This is a genomic window from Sedimentibacter sp. B4, assembly GCF_000309315.1.
In the GTDB taxonomy this organism is placed as follows: Bacteria; Bacillota; Clostridia; order Tissierellales; family Sedimentibacteraceae; genus Sedimentibacter; species Sedimentibacter saalensis.
In genome coordinates, this window is the sequence record NZ_CANG01000010.1 from 59,382 (window position 1) to 76,210 (window position 16,829).

At 36.4% G+C, this 16,829-nt stretch carries 15 protein-coding genes; 6 read left to right on the forward strand and 9 right to left on the reverse strand.

The window, feature by feature from the left end; genetic code table 11:
- Positions 1–23: 23 nt before the first annotated feature.
- Entirely contained in the window at positions 24–515 is a 492-nt protein-coding gene (locus BN358_RS02200) for a DUF4342 domain-containing protein (protein WP_019227695.1), read from the reverse strand.
- A gap of 335 nt (positions 516–850) precedes the next feature.
- Here BN358_RS02200 and BN358_RS02205 point away from each other — a divergent pair, with 335 nt between their 5' ends.
- Positions 851–2,107, forward strand: coding sequence for a chloride channel protein (locus BN358_RS02205; protein WP_019227696.1), 1,257 nt, complete (start codon positions 851–853; stop codon positions 2,105–2,107).
- A 70-nt stretch (positions 2,108–2,177) separates the two neighbouring features.
- Here BN358_RS02205 and udp read toward each other — a convergent pair whose 3' ends face one another.
- The 5 genes from udp to BN358_RS02230 all read right to left on the reverse strand — a co-directional run bounded on the left by udp (position 2,178) and on the right by BN358_RS02230 (position 9,083).
- A complete protein-coding gene (udp, locus tag BN358_RS02210; protein ID WP_019227697.1) occupies positions 2,178–2,960 on the reverse strand; it encodes a uridine phosphorylase in 783 nt (260 codons plus the stop codon).
- Between the two features lie 12 nt (positions 2,961–2,972).
- Positions 2,973–4,022, reverse strand: coding sequence for an acyltransferase (locus BN358_RS02215; protein WP_019227698.1), 1,050 nt, complete (start codon positions 4,020–4,022; stop codon positions 2,973–2,975).
- An 83-nt stretch (positions 4,023–4,105) separates the two neighbouring features.
- Positions 4,106–4,984, reverse strand: a complete 879-nt coding sequence (locus BN358_RS02220) for a PhzF family phenazine biosynthesis protein (protein WP_019227699.1) — start codon at positions 4,982–4,984, stop codon at positions 4,106–4,108.
- Between the two features lie 207 nt (positions 4,985–5,191).
- Positions 5,192–7,117, reverse strand: coding sequence for a threonine--tRNA ligase (gene thrS, locus BN358_RS02225; protein WP_019227700.1), 1,926 nt, complete (start codon positions 7,115–7,117; stop codon positions 5,192–5,194).
- Positions 7,118–7,409: 292 nt separating this feature from the next.
- Positions 7,410–9,083, reverse strand: coding sequence for a DEAD/DEAH box helicase (locus BN358_RS02230; protein ID WP_019227701.1), 1,674 nt, complete (start codon positions 9,081–9,083; stop codon positions 7,410–7,412).
- A 190-nt stretch (positions 9,084–9,273) separates the two neighbouring features.
- Between BN358_RS02230 and BN358_RS02235 the strand changes: the two genes are divergently transcribed.
- Positions 9,274–10,002 (forward strand): MBL fold metallo-hydrolase, encoded by a 729-nt coding sequence (locus BN358_RS02235; RefSeq protein WP_019227702.1) that lies wholly within the window; start codon positions 9,274–9,276, stop codon positions 10,000–10,002.
- A 156-nt stretch (positions 10,003–10,158) separates the two neighbouring features.
- Complete coding sequence (locus tag BN358_RS02240; RefSeq protein ID WP_019227703.1) at positions 10,159–10,662, forward strand: hypothetical protein; 504 nt, start codon at positions 10,159–10,161, stop codon at positions 10,660–10,662.
- Positions 10,663–10,742: 80 nt separating this feature from the next.
- Here BN358_RS02240 and BN358_RS02245 read toward each other — a convergent pair whose 3' ends face one another.
- The gene (locus BN358_RS02245; RefSeq protein ID WP_019227704.1) at positions 10,743–11,087 is read right to left on the reverse strand and encodes a PadR family transcriptional regulator; all 345 of its coding nucleotides are present in this window, start codon (positions 11,085–11,087) and stop codon (positions 10,743–10,745) included.
- Positions 11,088–11,321: 234 nt separating this feature from the next.
- Here BN358_RS02245 and BN358_RS02250 point away from each other — a divergent pair, with 234 nt between their 5' ends.
- From BN358_RS02250 to BN358_RS02260, 3 genes are read left to right on the forward strand one after another with little or no spacing between them, the layout of a single operon-like run.
- Positions 11,322–11,804, forward strand: coding sequence for an NAD(P)H-dependent oxidoreductase subunit E (locus BN358_RS02250; protein WP_019227705.1), 483 nt, complete (start codon positions 11,322–11,324; stop codon positions 11,802–11,804).
- Entirely contained in the window at positions 11,798–13,675 is a 1,878-nt protein-coding gene (locus tag BN358_RS02255; RefSeq protein WP_019227706.1) for an NADH-quinone oxidoreductase subunit NuoF, read from the forward strand. Before BN358_RS02250 ends, BN358_RS02255 begins: the two co-directional genes overlap by 7 nt.
- Positions 13,676–13,677: 2 nt before the next feature.
- On the forward strand, positions 13,678–15,369 hold the full coding sequence (locus tag BN358_RS02260) for a [FeFe] hydrogenase, group A (protein ID WP_019227707.1): 1,692 nt from the start codon (positions 13,678–13,680) through the stop codon (positions 15,367–15,369).
- 93 nt (positions 15,370–15,462) lie between these two features.
- On the opposite strand, the gene BN358_RS28445 is transcribed toward BN358_RS02260, so the two are convergent.
- Entirely contained in the window at positions 15,463–16,236 is a 774-nt protein-coding gene (locus BN358_RS28445; protein WP_019227708.1) for a YgcG family protein, read from the reverse strand.
- A gap of 14 nt (positions 16,237–16,250) precedes the next feature.
- The gene (locus BN358_RS02270) at positions 16,251–16,817 is read right to left on the reverse strand and encodes a LemA family protein (RefSeq protein ID WP_019227709.1); all 567 of its coding nucleotides are present in this window, start codon (positions 16,815–16,817) and stop codon (positions 16,251–16,253) included.
- Positions 16,818–16,829 lie beyond the last annotated feature (12 nt).

The following is a 16,829-nucleotide window of genomic DNA, read 5'->3' on the forward strand; positions in this document are numbered from 1 at the left end:
TCATGGACCTGATATTTCTTTTGTTATTCAATAATTATTTCATTGTCATCCTCATCGTCATTTTTAGTTAATGGCTGTTCATCATCAACAATGATTTCTTCGGATTTTACTTTGATTTTATTAACTGCTTCCTTCATGTTCTTTTTCAAGCTGCTTACATTCATTGAATTCTTGTCTCTGTATACTTTAATCTTGCATGATGTCAATATTGCAAGCATAAGGCCAAATATCACAACCCAAAATGCCATTATGAAGACTGCCAGAACTATTACCAACGGCATATTCAATACTGTTTCTCCATCTTTGTTTCTTATGGACAGCTTAAGAGACAAAAGTCTGTTAGTAAATGATGTGAAGTTTCCTTTTGTTTCATTCTTTCTTCCTTTTTTCTTTTCAAGTTCAATAATTGATTTTATCAAATCACCGTCATTTTTCTCCAAGGTGCTTTTTGCTTCCTCATAGCTTACGTTAACTCTGTTTCTTAGTTCGTCTATTTGTTCCAATGTTACTTTCATTTCACCCTCCAAAATTTATATTTTCTATGTTACTAATATACATCCATAGAATTAAGCTTGTTTTAGGGATTTATTAAAATAAGATTAAAATTCAATTTGTATTTTTAATAAACTCTTCATGTTGCTGAAAGATTTGTTATAGATATTTTGCAAAACATCATTAATAATCATTACTATCATAGAAATTCACTGAATTGACAATAAACAGACTGACAAAAAATGAAAGTACCTACCGTTGAAGCCGCAGGCAGATATATGATGATTGAAATTTTTTTGACATTCAGAAAAATTGTGATACAATTATTTTCGTTGAAATAATTAAAGGAGAAATAAAATTGGAATTATGCATAAGAAAAATTAAATCTGCTGAAAATTACATTAAGACATTTATAAGATGGGTTATACTAGCAAGCATAACAGGTTTTATAGGAGGAATTATAGGAACATTGTTTCACGTAAGCGTTGAGCACGCCACGGAATTTCGTGTAGAAAACAATTGGATTATTCTGTATTTGCCCATAGGGGGAGTTGTCATTGCAGAATTGTACAAAATGTTTAATATGAGTGATTCCACGGGAACAAACCAAATAATTAGTTCCATACGTTCTGATCAGAAGGTTCCTTTTGTCCTGGCTCCGCTTATATTCATAAGCACATTCATAACACACCTTTTCGGAGGTTCTGCCGGAAGAGAAGGTGCAGCTCTTCAGCTTGGAGGAAGCATCGGTTCATTTGTAGGTTCTTTTTTTCACCTTGACGAAAAGGACATGCACCTCATAACATTATGCGGCATGAGCAGCGTATTCTCAGCGCTGTTTGGAACTCCTCTTACTGCAACATTGTTTGCAATGGAAGTAATAAGCATTGGAGTAATTTATTATTCAAGCCTTGTTCCATGCCTGGTTTCTTCACTTATGGCATATGGCGTTTCACTTTACTTTGGTGTTGCTCCTGTGAGATTTTACTTAAGCTACATACCTGTTCTCAATCTTAAAACAATAATTATGACTGTAATACTTGCAGGTCTGTGTGCGTTCCTAAGCATTGTTTTCATAGTAACAATGAAAAAAACAGAACACATGGTGGAATCAAAATTAAAAAACATATACGTACGAGGCTTTGTAGGAGGACTAATAATAGTTGCAATGACCCTCCTTCTTAAAACAGGAGACTACAACGGTGCAGGAATGAACATTATTGAAAATGCCATTGAAGGAACTGCCAGACCGGAAGCATTTATTCTCAAAATAATATTCACTGCCATAACCATAGCAGCAGGCTTTAAAGGCGGAGAAATAGTTCCTACGTTTTTCATAGGCGCCACATTCGGTTGCTTTGCCGGAAGTCTTTTAGGGTTAAATCCCGGCTTCTCTGCAGCTATTGGACTTGTAGCCCTGTTCTGCGGAGTTGTTAATGCTCCCATTGCTTCCATAATATTGTCCATTGAATTATTCGGCGCCCAAGGTGTACTTATATTTGCCATTGCCTGCAGTGTTAGCTACATGCTGTCGGGATATTATGGACTTTACAGCAGCCAAAAAATTGTATATTCAAAACTTAAGGCAGAATTCATAAACATAAATGCAAAATAAAAATATAAAAGATTTGAACGTCATGGTTCAAATCTTTTTACTTCAATTCTTAATTCTTAACTCTTAATTCTTAATTCTTAATTGCCTTGTCTTCTTTTATGAGATTTCTTATGGCTTCAATGGCTGTTACTATGGCTGCTTCCGTATCGTGTTCCATAGGATCATCCAGACCTAATTTTCTTCTTTCCTGGTTGGCAACCACATTTAGTATTGCACCAACCCTCACCCTTCTGTATGCTCCCACAATAAACAAAGCTGCCGATTCCATTTCAGAAGCTAAAGCTCCAAGTTTAAGCCAAGCATTCCATTTGTTTATTAGTTCATATGCTACAGGTTTTGTTTCAGGTTCATGCTGTCCATAATATGCATCCTTGCACTGAACAATTCCAACGTGATATTTCTTTCCTAAATCCTTTGATGCTTTTACAAGGGCATTTAACACGTCATAATTTGCAACTGCAGGAAACTCCATTGGTGCATATTCTCTGCCTGTTCCTTCCATTCTTATTGCTCCTGAAGCTATTACCAGGTCTCCTCCCATTACATTTATATCCATTCCTCCGCTTGTTCCCACACGGATAAATGTGTCGGCACCTATGTTTGCAAGCTCTTCTAAAGCTATGGAAGCTGAAGGCCCCCCTATTCCCGTGGATGTGACGCTGACTTTGACACCATCTATGAATCCTGTATATGTAACAAATTCCCTGTGATCTGCAACCAGCACAGGATTATCAAAATGCTCTGCTATTTTGACGCATCTTTTAGGGTCTCCGGGCAATATAACATATCGTCCCACATCTCCCTGCTTCATATTAATATGATACTGAACATCTCCTGAATATGCCTTGCTCATAATATCCTCCGATTATAAAATTTTGTTTAAAAAAGGAATTTTTCCTATTATATAACTAGCAATGAAGCTCATTGCAAAAACCGCTGCTGCAATTAACGGAACTGAAAAAACCGGATTATAATTCACGGCTGAAATTCCTGCTTCGTATAAAAATATGTTGAAAAAGTCATGGATTAGATAAATTCTGAATGAAAATGCTGACAAAACTCCTGCAGCCTTCAGGCTTTTAGTGCCGAATTTTATTTTTGAAACATAATACCTAAAAAACACAAACACTGCTATGCTGCAAATCAATACATTAGGAAATAGATAGCTGTAAAACATGCTATCAGCTTTACCGGTTTTTAAGGAAATTATGCTTGTTAAAGCTGCCGTTGCGACCACACCCAGAATTCCTGCCATATAAATGATTTTTCTCGTCATAATTTTAATTTCATAATTATCAATATAATATCCAAGCACGTAGTATCCTGAATAACCTAAAACCAGGCTTACTTCAAACTTACGGACAAACATTTCAAAATCCTTTAACAGAAACACTTTTGACACAAAAGGAAGCAAAAATGCAAATACCACAGAAAGAATGATGAAGTACTCAGTTGATTTTTTATCCTGAACTATTTTTCGAAGTATGGGCGTTATAATGTAAAGTCCTACAATCATGTATAAATACCACATGTGATAATGTCCAAATACGAATTCTCTAAGAAATCTTTCCTGTTCAAACTGAATTTTTCCGGAAGCAACAGGATATATTGCATAAAGAAATGACCATGACATAAAACAAATTACAATGCGGGGTATATATTTTTTGTAAATATCAACTATGCTCAAGTTCTTTTCAGTCCTTAAGAGAAACATTCCGCTTGCCATAACGAATACAGGAACTCCAAATCTTAACATACTGTCATATATATTAAATACTTTCCATTCATATGTTTCAATACCTGCTACTCCCCATCCTCCTGCAGCCACATGGAGAAATACAACTGAAAACGATGCGAAAATTTTCAAAATATCTGCGTAAACAACTCTATTCTTAGAAACTATTCTGTCGTCCAATTTATTGCTCCCTTTTACAATATTAAATATAACTACATTATTAAATATTACTCAGTACTTCCTTAAGTCTTTAGCTTACAAGATTATATATAATAATATCCATCAATAATTGTTGTGGCTTTGCCTCCAAATAAGACACTGTTTTCAAAAGTCTTTATGCTTACCGAGTTGAATGCTATATTATCGCCGCCTTGTTCAATTACAGCAGGAGTACCATCCCATAAAGCATTTTTAAGCAGATAATTCGCAAAAGCACTATTTCCGGAGCCTGTTGCCGGGTCTTCAAGATACCCGAATTTAGGAGCAAAGACACGGGTGTGTGCAATATAATTGCTGTTTCCAGCATTTTTGCTGAAAATCAAAATGATATCCACCTCATTATTAAGGCAAAATTCTTTTAATTTTTTTTCACTAGGATAAATAGAAATTTCTTTTTCAAAGCTTTTAATGGGAACAATCAGTGTGCGCAAACCCGCATCAATAAAATCAACACAATATTTTTCATCTATATCACTTATTGGAATTTCTAATGCACATGCCACTTGTTCATTGGTTAATTTAAGAGATAGATGCTGTGCTGCTGGTGCAGTAATATAAACTGCATCTTCCTGTTCGATATTGTTGAAAATATTTAAAATACCTTTTCTGTTTGTTTCAATATGGATTTGTTTTTTTGTTCTGAGTGTTTTATCATTTTTAATTAGGTCATACATAGCAGCAATTGTGCCATGCCCGCAAAAATCAACCTCACATTCAGAAGAATAATATGTAAGTTTTAAATCTGCCTTTGTTGAAGCTGAGCAAAATACAACTTCTGAAACAAAACCTGCATGATCTTTTCCAACATCTAACATTTCTTTTTCTGACAACATTTCGTTTTCTGTATACAAGTATGCAGCAGGATTTCCTTTTGAAATGTCAGAAGTAAAAGCATTGACTTTCTTGTATCTGTATTTATTCATTATATCCTCCCTAGACAAAATATAATAATCTCAAAATTAGTACGCCGTTGCATGCTTGCAATGGAAAACTAAATAAAATAAATTACCAATAATAGTATACAGCTAAAACATAAAAAACTCAACCAAAAACAAGCTGAATCTGTGTATAAGAAAACCGTAGAGCTTAAAGGCTCTACGGTTAATATAAAAAACAAAATACACTTTTACTTATGCCAGCTGTGGCGAGTCATTTTCTCTTGTAGCTACTTTGTTCAATATTACATCTGCTATTTCATCAATGTTCATTGAACCCATGTCACCTTGTTTTCTTTCTCTTACAGAAACACTGTTGTTTTCAACTTCTTTTTCTCCAACAACAAACATGAAAGGAACTTTTCCCATTTGAGCTTCTCTGATTTTATATCCTATTTTTTCAGCTCTTAAATCAACTTCAACTCTGATGTTCTTTTCTTCAAGATATTTTTTCACTTTTTCAGCATATTCATTGTATTTGTCTGAAATAGGAAGTACCTTTACCTGGACTGGAGCAAGCCATGTTGGGAAAGCACCTGCAAATTGTTCTATGAGTATTCCAAAGAATCTTTCAATGCTTCCGAATGCAGTTCTGTGAATCATTACAGGTCTGTGCTTTTGTCCGTCTGCTCCCACATATTCCATTTCAAAGCGCTGTGGCAACTGATAATCTAACTGAATTGTTCCGCACTGCCATGTTCTTCCTATGCAGTCAGTTAGGTGGAAGTCTATTTTTGGTCCGTAAAATGCTCCGTCACCTTCATTAATCACAAAATTAAGATTTAGTTCTTCAAGAGCAGCCTTAAGTGATGCTTCCGCCATATCCCAGTCCTTAATTTCTCCAAGAAACTTTTCTGGTCTAGTTGAAAGCTCTAATTTATATGAAAATCCAAATTGTTTGTATATCTCATCAATTAATTTGATAACACCTTTAATTTCATCCTTTATTTGTTCCGGCAGTATGAATAAGTGGGCATCATCCTGAGTGAATGCTCTGACACGCATGAGTCCGTGAAGTGCGCCTGACAATTCGTGTCTGTGAACTCTTCCTGCTTCAGCAACTCTCATTGGAAAGTCCTTGTAGGAGTGCATTGCATTTTTATATACAAGGATACCTCCAGGGCAGTTCATAGGTTTTATTGCAAAATCCTGTTCGTCAATTACAGTTGTATACATATTTTCCTTGTAAGTAAACCAGTGACCTGATGTTTCCCACAAATGTCTGTTTAACATCAATGGAGTTTCAATTTCCACATAGCCTGCTTTTTTATGCATCTCTCTCCAGAATTTCATCAGTTCATTTTTAACTTCCACACCTTTAGGAAGGAAGAACGGGAATCCCGGACCTTCTTCTGACATGAAGAATAAGTCTAGTTCCTTGCCCAGTTTTCTGTGGTCACGCTTTTTAGCTTCTTCAATCATTTTCAGATAATCTTCCAGGTCTTTAGCCTTTTCAAAAGTTATTCCGTAAACACGCTGAAGCATCTTGTTGTTTTCGCTGCCTCTCCAGTAAGCTCCGGCAATGCTTAAAAGCTTCACAGCCTTTGGTTTTTTAGTTGATTCAAGGTGAGGGCCTGCGCAAAGGTCAGTAAAATCTCCCTGCTTGTAGAAAGATATAACTGCATCTTCCGGCAAGTCCTGAATAAGTTCAACCTTGTAAGGCTCCTGACGCTCTTCCATGAATTTTATAGCTTCTGCTCTTGGAAGTTCAAAGCGTTCAAGTTCCAGACCTTCCTTGACGATTTTCTTCATTTCTGCTTCAATTTTTTCAAAGTCTTCCTGAACCAGCCTGTACTCCATGTCGATATCATAATAAAAACCGTTGTCTATGGCAGGTCCTATGGCAAGTTTTGCATCAGGCCAAATTCTTTTGATGGCATGAGCCATAATGTGTGAAGAAGTGTGCCAGAACACATGCTTTCCTTCTTTGTCTTCAAACTTAAGGAACTTTATTGTTCCGTCAGCTTTGACTTCGTCTTTAAGTCCAATTGTTTCTCCGTTGTAAACAGCTCCCACAACGCTTCTTGCCAAACCTTCACTAATGCTCTTTGCAACATCTAAAGCTAATATTCCATCTTCATATTCTCTTACGCTGTTATCAGGCAAAGTTAATTTAATCATAATTTCCCTCCAAGTTATATTTTAAAATAAAAAAATCTCGTCTTAAACATAATGTTTAAGGACGAGATATCGTGGTTCCACCTTAGTTGCTTCTCAAGGGATTTAAGGCATCCATACCAAACTTTTACGCTTGCGCTTTCAAGTTTAACTCCGGATTAGTTTTCACACAGTCATGCACAGGAAGCTCTCAGCCTTGACTCCCTTCTCTGAAGCGCTGTATCTGTATTACTCGATCCATCACAGTTTCATTTTTATCATTATATTACCATGATTTTATTGTGTCAACTAATTTTTAATATTTTTTTCTTGGTTTGTTTCTCTGCCACATTTGTTTATCATCATGAGACTTTCCTCTTGCAGGCCTTGAGGATTTCTTTTCCTTTGACAATTCAATCATTACATCCTTGCCTTTTATCTGAGCTCCCTGCATTCTGTCAAGTATTCTCATCTGGTGTTCAGAAGCTGCATTGAAGAATGAATAGTTTTCAAGTACTTCTATTTCTCCGATGTCAGAACCAGGTATGCCACATTCTCCTGCAACAGCACCAAGAATGTCTCCAGGTCTTATTCCTTGTTTCTTTCCAAGGCTCACGTGGAATCTTACAGTATCTTCAAGATTTTTAGCTCCTCTTGATATTTTCTTTCTTTCAGGAATAATATCATTTAAGTCTCTTTCTTCAGAAGTGTCGAATTTAACAAGCTTCTTTATCATTGCAGCAATAAGAGTTTCGGCATCAAATCCTTGTTCAAGAAGTCTTCCTGCAAGTGTTCTGTTTTCACCTATATCGCCTTTTTCAATTATTTCCACAACTCCTCTTATGAATTTATCCTGTTTAACTTCATTAACCTTGTCAACAGTAGGAATTGTTCTTTTGCGTATAGGCTTCTTGGTGTATTTTTCAATATTTTCAATTTTTTTGATTTCTTTTGCTGAAGCCAGTGTGAAGGATGAACCTTCCTTGCCGGCTCTTCCGGTTCTTCCGATACGGTGCACATAGTAATCTTCCTTTGAAGGAACTTCAAAGTTAATTACACATTCAACTTCTTTTATGTCCAGACCTCTTGCTGCAACGTCTGTAGCAATTAATATGTCAATTAGTCCGTTGTTGAACTTTGTTAGAGTGTCAATTCTTTGGGACTGTTTTATGTCACCATGGATTTTATCACAGTTGTAGCCCTTTTCAATCAAAACTTCATACAAATCATCAACAGATTTTTTTGTATTGCAGAACACCAGTGTCAATTTAGGTGTGTAAGTGTCAATGAGTCTTGCCAAAGCATCAACCTTGTCTGAATGTTTTACAAGGAAATAACTTTGCTTAACTTCCTTTGCAGTGATTCCTTCTCTCAATGTCTTTATGGACACAGGATTTTTTAGGAATTTTTTGATGATTTTTTTCATATCTTCCGGTATTGTGGCAGAAAACAAAAGCGTCTGAGTTACATGGTCCACATTGCTGAGTATAAGCTCAATGTCTTCCCTGAAACCCATTTTTAGCATTTCGTCTGCTTCATCCAATACAGTAATCTTAAGTTCATTCAATTTTATTACATGTCTGTCTATAAGATCTATGATTCTTCCTGGAGTACCGACTATTATCTGTGCTCCTTCTTTTACCTTGTTGATTTGTGTTCTTATATCTGCTCCGCCATAAACTGTTACAGTCTTGATGCCATCCATGTATTTCCCGATTTTTCTGAACTCGTTAGCCACCTGTACGGCTAATTCTCTTGTTGGCAACAATACTAAAGCTTGTGGAAGTTTCACTCTCGTGTCTATTTTTTCAAGTATTGGTATCCCAAAAGCAGCTGTCTTTCCTGTTCCTGTATTTGATTGTCCTATTATATCGTGGCCTTCCAGTACTACTGGTATAGCTTCTTGCTGGATTTGGGTACTTTCTTCGAATCCCATTTCTTGTAAAGCTTTTTGAATGTTGTCATTCAAATTTACATTTTCAATTTTCATTAATCGTATCATCCTCATTTTATTATTATTAACTTCTCATTATACTACGAAAGTTTTGCTAATACAAATATTATTTTGTAATTTTTCTAATTTTTATTATAATTGTGAAAATAATAATTTAAATCATGCTTTTACGTTATTATTGCCAGTGATTGACGTTTATATTATAATATTTCTTAGAGGTGATTATATGAAAATATACTTTATTTACCACAGCTGTTTTGTTGTTGAAACAAAAAGTTCATTTTTAATGTTTGATTATTTTAAAAACAAGAAGGACAAAAATTCGGATTTTGATTTCGATGTTCTTATGAACAATATATTTGAAAGTGAAAAACCACTTTATGTTTTTTCATCCCACAGTCATCACGACCATTTCAACAAGGAAATCTTAAAATGGCATGAAATGAAAAAAAACATCCATTACATATTAAGCTATGACATTAAAATAAAAAATCCTGAAATCAATTATTATTTTATGAAGACAAATGCAGAAATCCATATAAACAACTTAAAAATTTTATCATATGGTTCAACAGATGAAGGAGTAAGTTTTACGGTGGAAGTTGACCACAGAAGGATATTCCACGCAGGTGATTTAAACTGGTGGAAGTGGTCTGAGGACACATTGTCAGAGGAAAAAGCAATGGAAGAAGCATTCAAAAATATTGTAGATGATATAAAAGGAAAAAGAAATGTCATAAGCGTTGCATTTTTCCCGGTTGACTACAGACTTGAAGAAAATTATCTCTGTGGAGGAGAATACTTTATACGTAAAATAAAACCAAGAACATTCATCCCTATGCACTTTTGGGATGAGTTTGATATATCTCATAAATTTAAAATTTCGCAGCAGGAGAAGTTTCCGTCAACAAAAATTGTAGAAATCAGACACCCCAATCAATTGCTTGAACTTTAATTGTACAAAAATGCCGCTGTAAAGCGACATTTTTTTTATTTAATGCTTCTTTACAATAATATGTGAAAACTTTTAAATGCAAAATCGAAAAAACTTATGCTAAATTTTAAAATCCTTAATATATTTTACAAATAGATATGTCGAGGGGGACTTACCATGAAAATTACCATAACAAATGAAAGCGGAGACTGCAAGGAAAATCTGTACACCAAGGACAAAGTAACATATGAAGTCAAGGATCAGGAAATACTGGATTTTTTCTCACAGCTTGCTGAAGCTTACGCCAATGAAGACCATATGGATAAAATGTATGAATGCCTTTATAATTTGATTAATTACGGATACCTGTATACTGACGGTGTTGAGGAAGAATACAACAGTTACAGTCATTATTCTTTTGATGATGAGTATGATGATTACGGCGAAGAAGACGATTATGACTATGAATTTGAAGAAGATCATGTTTCTCAGGATGGATTCAAACTCATTTACTCTGAAGTTGAATATTATGTGGACGCTGAGCGCGTTTCAAAGGAAGAATATGATGATGCCTGGGATGACAGGCTTGGCTACCTTGGCTCTTCAAACTGGGAAGACCTTGGTTTACTAATAACAAACGCTGAAACAGAAGAAATAATCTTCCTTGGAAAAATTTCTTAAACCCGGGGCGGGCTTACCCGCCCATGATAACCATTTAATAAACCATTATGAAACAGCCAAATAAGGCTGTTATTTTGTATTTATAGCGATATGGTTGATTCCTTCCCCACTATGAGATTTACTTTTGTAGAAAATTCAAACCATTCTTTTTTCATATTGTATAAGGAAACCCTACCTTTTTTTGTTATTTTGTAATATTTTCTGGATTTGTTGGATTCCATCATGTACACGGCTGACTTTATGAGTTCATCTTTTTCAAGTCCATGCAGTATGGGGTACAATGTGCCTTCCTTCAAAACAAATGTACCGTACGACTTAGCTTCTAATTCCTTGATGATTTCATAGCCGTATTTATTGCCTGATTCAATTATCGATAAAACCAACAATTTTGTGTTTCCCTTTATTAAACTTTTATCTACTTTCATAATTCCTCCCTATACCTAGATTATCTATGTTCTATTATTGCATAGATTGTCTAGGTATGTCAAATCATTTCATTAACTTTCTTACTGAAATTATGTTTTTTACTTTTCTTTATGCTGGAACTTCATATCTTTCAATTTCATTTTTATGTATTTTTTGCGGCACTTGTTTTCTATGTGTAAAATTTGTTATATTATTATCAAAGATTAAAAATAATTACCGGAGGGGACTGTTTAATGATTGCAGAATTTAAAGAAAAAGTTGATGAAATATTAAGACGTCACAGCTGTGAAAAAAAAGAGCTTATAACAATTATTCAGGAAATTCAAAAGGAATACCGCTACTTACCTGAGGATATCTTAATTTATGTAGCTGAAAAAATGGACATCAGCCAATCTAAAATTTATGGTGTAGCTACTTTTTACGAGAATTTTTCACTTGAAGCAAAAGGGAAAAATATAATCAAGGTATGCGACGGAACTGCCTGCCACGTGAGAAAATCCTTGCCTATTTTAAACGCCATGAACAAAGAACTGGGCTTATCTGACAAGAAGAAGACTACGGATGACCTTCTTTTTACCATTGAAACTGTTTCCTGCTTAGGTGCATGCGGACTGGCACCGGTCATCACCATAAATGACCACGTACATCCTAAAATGACGCCTGAATCAGCCGTAGATTTAATTAGAGCCATTAAGAAGGAGGAAATGCAATGTTAATTAAAACACATCATGATTTATCATCCTATGCAAAAAAATTTGAAAATTCTTTAAACAAACAAAAAATAAAAGTCCTTGTATGCTGTGGTACAGGCTGTATTGCCAGCGGATCATTAAAAATATATGATGAACTTTCAAGACTCATACGAGAAAACGGTTCGTTGGCTGATGTTGACCTTTTAAAGGAAGAAGAAGGTACAAGCGTCAAGAAAAGCGGATGTCATGGATTTTGCGAAGCCGGTCCACTGGTAAGAATCGAGCCATACAACTATCTATACCTGAGAGTTAAGCTTGAGGACTGTGAGGATATTTTCAAACAAACCATTCTCAATGGTGAGCCTGTTGAAAGATTAATGTACCAGGATGAGAAAAAGGTTTACAAAACACAGGAAGAAATTCCTTTCTACCATAAACAAACAAGATTGGTTCTTGAAAACTGCGGCCATATGGATGCTGAAAATATTCAGGAATGCATTGCCAGAGGCGGTTATGAAGCTTTTTCAAAAGTTCTTAGAACCATGGAACCCAAAGATGTATGCAAACTTATACAGGACTCAGGACTTAGAGGACGCGGCGGCGGCGGATATGTCACAGGGAAAAAATGGGGACAGGTTTTGTCACAACCAAACCCCGTAAAATACATTGTTTGTAACGGCGATGAAGGTGACCCGGGTGCTTTTATGGATAGAAGCATGATGGAAGGAGACCCTCACAAGGTAATTGAAGGAATGTTGATTGCTGGCTATGCGGTAGGTGCCCATACAGGATATATTTATGTAAGAGCTGAATACCCCATGGCTGTTGAACGACTTAAACTGGCTATATCTCAGGCAGAAGAGTCAGGGTTACTCGGAGAAAACATTTTAGGCTCAGGCTTTGACTTTGACCTCCATATAAACAAAGGAGCAGGTGCTTTTGTATGCGGTGAAGGCAGTGCCCTTACTGCATCTATCGAAGGTGATCGTGGGATGCCTCGTGTAAAACCCCCTCGTACTGTTGAGCAGGGTTTATTCGGATGCCCTACTGTTTTAAACAATGTTGAAACATTTGCCAACGTTCCATTTATAATAACAAATGGAGCTGATGAATATAAAAAATACGGAACAAAAGACAGTCCGGGAACAAAAGCTTTTGCCCTTACAGGCAACGTTGTTAACACAGGCCTAATTGAAGTGCCTATGGGAACTACTCTAAGAGAAGTAATATTTGACATAGGAGGCGGTATTCCTGACGGTAAAAAATTCAAGGCAGTTCAAATTGGAGGACCTTCCGGCGGATGTCTTACTTTTGATGAAAGGCATCTGGATTTGCCCCTAAGCTTTGACTCTCTTAAAAAAGTTGGAGCCATGATAGGCTCCGGCGGTATGGTTGTAATGAATGAAGATACATGTATGGTTGAAGTTGCTCGTTTCTTCATGAGTTTCACCCAAAGAGAATCCTGCGGAAAATGCATTCCATGCAGAGAAGGAACAAAGAGAATGCTTGAAATACTGGAAAAAATAGTTGCAGGAAACGGCACTGTAGAAGACTTGGATCTTTTAAAAGACATTGCGGACACAGTTAAAAACACTGCTCTTTGCGGTCTTGGCAAAACTTCTGCTAATCCGGTTCTAAGCACACTGGAATATTTCCATGACGAGTATCTTGCTCACGTTGTGAACAAAATATGTCCTGCAAAACAATGCAAGGATTTATCAGCAATAGAAATAGATGCATCACTTTGCAAAGGATGTTCTAAATGTGCAAGAAATTGCCCGGTTAATGCCATAAGCGGCAAAATCAAAGAAACTTATGTAATAGACAAAAAAGTCTGCATAAAATGCGGTGCTTGTATTGAAGCATGCTCATTTAAAGCAATTAAGGAGGTTTAGTCATGAGCGGAACTATGATCATAGATGGCAGAAAAGTTGACTACACAAATCAAAAAAACATATTAAGCGTTATAAGAGATTCAGGTATAGATTTGCCTACGTTTTGTTATCATTCTGAGCTGAGTATTTATGGAGCATGCAGAATGTGTTCTGTTGAAACGTCAAAAGGCGAAATAATTGCCTCATGTTCTGAAAAGCCCAGAGATGGAATGGAAATTTTCACAAATTCACCAAGAATCAGAAAATACAGAAAAATGATATTGGAACTTCTGCTGGCCAATCATGACAAAGACTGCACCTCCTGTGACCGTACAGGAAGATGTCAGCTGCAGAAACTTGCCAAAAGATATGGTCTTGGTAAAAACAGATTTCCTCAGATTAACAAGGATTATGAAGTGGACAATTCAAGTCCCAGCATAATAAGGAATCCCAACAAATGCATAAAATGCGGTGACTGCGTCATGGTTTGTGAAGAAATTCAAGGCGTTGGAGCATTAGGATTCGTTCACAGAGGTTCTGATGTCATGATAAATCCGGCTTTCAATAAATCGCTGGCGCAGTCAAATTGCGTAAATTGCGGTCAATGCCGTATAGTATGTCCTACAGGAGCAATTTCCATAAAAAATGAAACTCAAAAAGTATGGGATGCTCTGTATGACAAAAATATAAGAGTGGTTGCACAAATTGCTCCTGCTGTAAGAGTTGCCCTCGGGGAAGAATTCGGTAAAAATCCAGGAGAAATTACTACAGGAAAAATTGTTGCAATTTTAAAGAAACTTGGAGTGGATCATGTGTTTGACACATCATTGTCCGCTGACCTTACGGTTATGGAAGAAAGTGAGGAATTTATCGGAAGGCTTCAAAGAAATGAAAATCTTCCTCTCTTTACTTCATGCTGTCCTGCATGGGTAAAATATGCAGAAGATAAATATCCTAATCTTAATAAAAATATTTCATCATGCAAATCGCCTCAGCAAATGTTTGGCACAGTACTAAGGGAAGCATACAACCAAAAAGATTTTGAAGACGGCAAAGATACATTCATACTTTCCATTATGCCATGTACTGCAAAAAAAGCTGAGGCTGCAAGAAAAGAATATATCCATGATGGAATAAGAGAAGTTGATGTTGTTTTAACTACTCAGGAACTTGCAATAATGATTAAGGAATTAGGCATTAAATTTGATGAAATTGAAGAAGAAGCAATGGATATGCCTTTTGGTATAGGCTCCGGAGCAGGAATAATTTTCGGAACAACAGGCGGAGTAACTGAAGCAGTGTTAAGGAGAGTTTTGAAAAACAAATACGGCAAAGATGACTGCAAAATCATTTTTGAAAGCGTAAGAGGTCTTGAATCTGTTAAGGAAACTTCTGTGAATGTAGACGGAAGGGAAATAAGATTAGCAGTTGTTCACGGTCTCAAATATGCTGACACTCTTATAAAAAAAATCCAGCGTGGTGAAAAGCAATATGACCTCATTGAAGTCATGGCATGCACCGGCGGATGTATTGCAGGTGGAGGTCAGCCTGTTCCAAAAGTTATAACTAAGGAAACAAGAATGTTAAGAGCCGGCGGACTTTATAAAATAGACAAATCAATTCAAATAAAAAGCTCTGATGACAACTATGCAGTAAACAATGTATATGAAAATATTTTAAAAAACAACCGTCACAAACTTCACAACCACAAATAACTTAATTAATTAAGACTTTAGTCTAATTAAAAACCACCGGATGAAATGAACCTCCCACATATGTCATTTCATTACCGGTGGTAATTTTTTTGTTTAAAAACCTCTTCCTGCTCCGCCTCCGCCAGAACTTCCGCCCCCTCCAAAGCCTCCGCCTCCGAAGCCGCCTCCGCCGTAACCTCCTCCGAAACCTCCGCCTCCGAGAAATGGCCATATGAAAAATCCTCGTCTTCTTCTGCCGCCTCTACCTCCTCCTATGATTATGAGAAGGAGTATAAGCATTATTAATCTTCCATATGAGGCTATATTAGCCGGAGCATTTTGTTTAACATCCGTATTGATACTGCTGAATATTTCATCATTGTTATAGTTGTATTCTTCATTTACCCGGCTGGCTGCATTGATGAAGATGTTATTTATCCCTGATGAATAATCTCCATTTGAGAGATAATCAGTTGCAGCATCCAATATTCTTCCGGCTTCTGCATCTGTTATAACTCCTTCAAGTCCGTACCCAACTTCAATTTTAATTCTTCTTTCCGCTATGGCAAGAAGAATCAGCACACCATTGTCGTATTCATCATTTCCTATTTTCCAATTTTCAAAAAGTCCCACAGAATAATCATATTCGTCAAGGCCCTGCATATCAGGAACAGTCACAACTACAATCTGCGGTTTTTCTGAAGTATTTTCATATCTTTTGTTAACATTCAGAATATTGTTTTCTACATCGACATTTATTAAATTTGCATAGTCATTTACATAAAATTCAGTTGTAGGATTCGGATATGTTACAGCAAAGGCATGAGAGCCTGTAATCGCTGTTACGAGTATAAAACAAAGAAGATGTGGCAAAAATAATTTCTTCACCCTATCACTCCCTGCTAGTCAAAGTTTACTTCCGGTGCTGTTTCAGCGCCTTCATTAGCTTCAAAATATGGCCTTTGCTCAAATCCAAACATTCCTGCCAGTATGTTTTGTGGGAATTTCCTGATTGCAGAATTGTAATTCTTCACTGCCTCATTGTATCTGTCTCTTTCAGTAGATATTCTGTTTTCAGTTCCGGCCAATTCATCCATCAGGCCTCTTACATTTTCATTTGATCTCAGTTCAGGATAATTTTCAACTACTACAAGCAGCCTGCCAAGGGCTCCTTCAAGAGCGCTTGATGCCTCTACTTGTTCTGATGTTGTCTTTGCTCCTGCCATTCTCGCCCTGGCATCGGCTATTGCAGTGAAAATTTCCTTTTCCTGAGCCATTGCCCCCTTTACCGATTCCACAAGATTCGGTATGAGGTCAAATCTTCTTTGCAGCTTGCTCTCTACGTTAGCCCACTGTGTGTTTACTTTTTCATCCAAAGCAACCAGTGAGTTGTAGCTGCCAAAAACAAATGCTGCCAATCCCCCGATAATTACCAATACAGCAATTAATGCTATTAACCCTTTACTCATTTAACCGCCTTT

Coding starts and splice junctions, on each gene's coding strand:
- BN358_RS02240 (WP_019227703.1), top strand. CDS start 10,159: ATGAAAATTACCATAACAAATGAAAGCGGAGACTGCAAGGAAAATCTG.
- BN358_RS02245 (WP_019227704.1), bottom strand. CDS start 11,087: ATGAAAGTAGATAAAAGTTTAATAAAGGGAAACACAAAATTGTTGGTT.
- BN358_RS02260 (WP_019227707.1), top strand. CDS start 13,678: ATGAGCGGAACTATGATCATAGATGGCAGAAAAGTTGACTACACAAAT.
- BN358_RS02220 (WP_019227699.1), bottom strand. CDS start 4,984: ATGAATAAATACAGATACAAGAAAGTCAATGCTTTTACTTCTGACATT.
- BN358_RS02230 (WP_019227701.1), bottom strand. CDS start 9,083: ATGAAAATTGAAAATGTAAATTTGAATGACAACATTCAAAAAGCTTTA.
- udp (WP_019227697.1), bottom strand. CDS start 2,960: ATGAGCAAGGCATATTCAGGAGATGTTCAGTATCATATTAATATGAAG.
- BN358_RS02235 (WP_019227702.1), top strand. CDS start 9,274: ATGAAAATATACTTTATTTACCACAGCTGTTTTGTTGTTGAAACAAAA.
- BN358_RS02255 (WP_019227706.1), top strand. CDS start 11,798: ATGTTAATTAAAACACATCATGATTTATCATCCTATGCAAAAAAATTT.
- BN358_RS02250 (WP_019227705.1), top strand. CDS start 11,322: ATGATTGCAGAATTTAAAGAAAAAGTTGATGAAATATTAAGACGTCAC.
- thrS (WP_019227700.1), bottom strand. CDS start 7,117: ATGATTAAATTAACTTTGCCTGATAACAGCGTAAGAGAATATGAAGAT.
- BN358_RS02270 (WP_019227709.1), bottom strand. CDS start 16,817: ATGAGTAAAGGGTTAATAGCATTAATTGCTGTATTGGTAATTATCGGG.
- BN358_RS02200 (WP_019227695.1), bottom strand. CDS start 515: ATGAAAGTAACATTGGAACAAATAGACGAACTAAGAAACAGAGTTAAC.